At 59.2% G+C, this 409-nt stretch carries 1 rRNA gene; it reads left to right on the top strand.

Annotated features, from left to right (window positions below):
- Nucleotides 1-271 precede the first annotated feature (271 nt).
- A 23S ribosomal RNA gene (locus QSK17_RS35790) occupies nt 272-409 on the top strand; the annotation flags it as partial.

The raw sequence follows: 409 nt of genomic DNA, 5'->3' as shown, positions 1-409 counted from the left end.
GGGTTCTGGTCGGGAGTGGGAATGTGGTTGTCGGGGGCTGGGATTGGCTGGGCACACTGTTGGGTCCTGAGGGAACGGGCGTTTGCTTGTTTTCCTTGTGACGGGACCGGTCTTCTGCCATACCGGCTGGGGGCTTGCCTGGGTTTGCTGTTTCCGCGTGTTTGCGTGGGGGTGGCTGACTCGTTGGGGCGGGTTGTCTGGTGTTGGTGGTGGGTGTTCCGGTTGGCTGTTTGTTGTTTGTGAATTGCATAGTGGACGCGAGCATCTTTGTGGCCAAGTTTTTTAGGGCACACGGTGGATGCCTTGGCATCAGGAGCCGATGAAGGACGTGGGAGGCTGCGTTAAGCCTCGGGGAGTCGCCAACCAGACGTTGATCCGGGGATGTCCGAATGGGGAAACCTAGCACCAG

The sequence above is a fragment of the Microtetraspora sp. NBRC 16547 genome, from assembly GCF_030268965.1.
Taxonomy (GTDB): Bacteria; Actinomycetota; Actinomycetes; order Streptosporangiales; family Streptosporangiaceae; genus Microtetraspora.
Note: the sequence above shows the minus strand (reverse complement) of the source record. Positions and strands in the feature narration are given on the sequence as shown.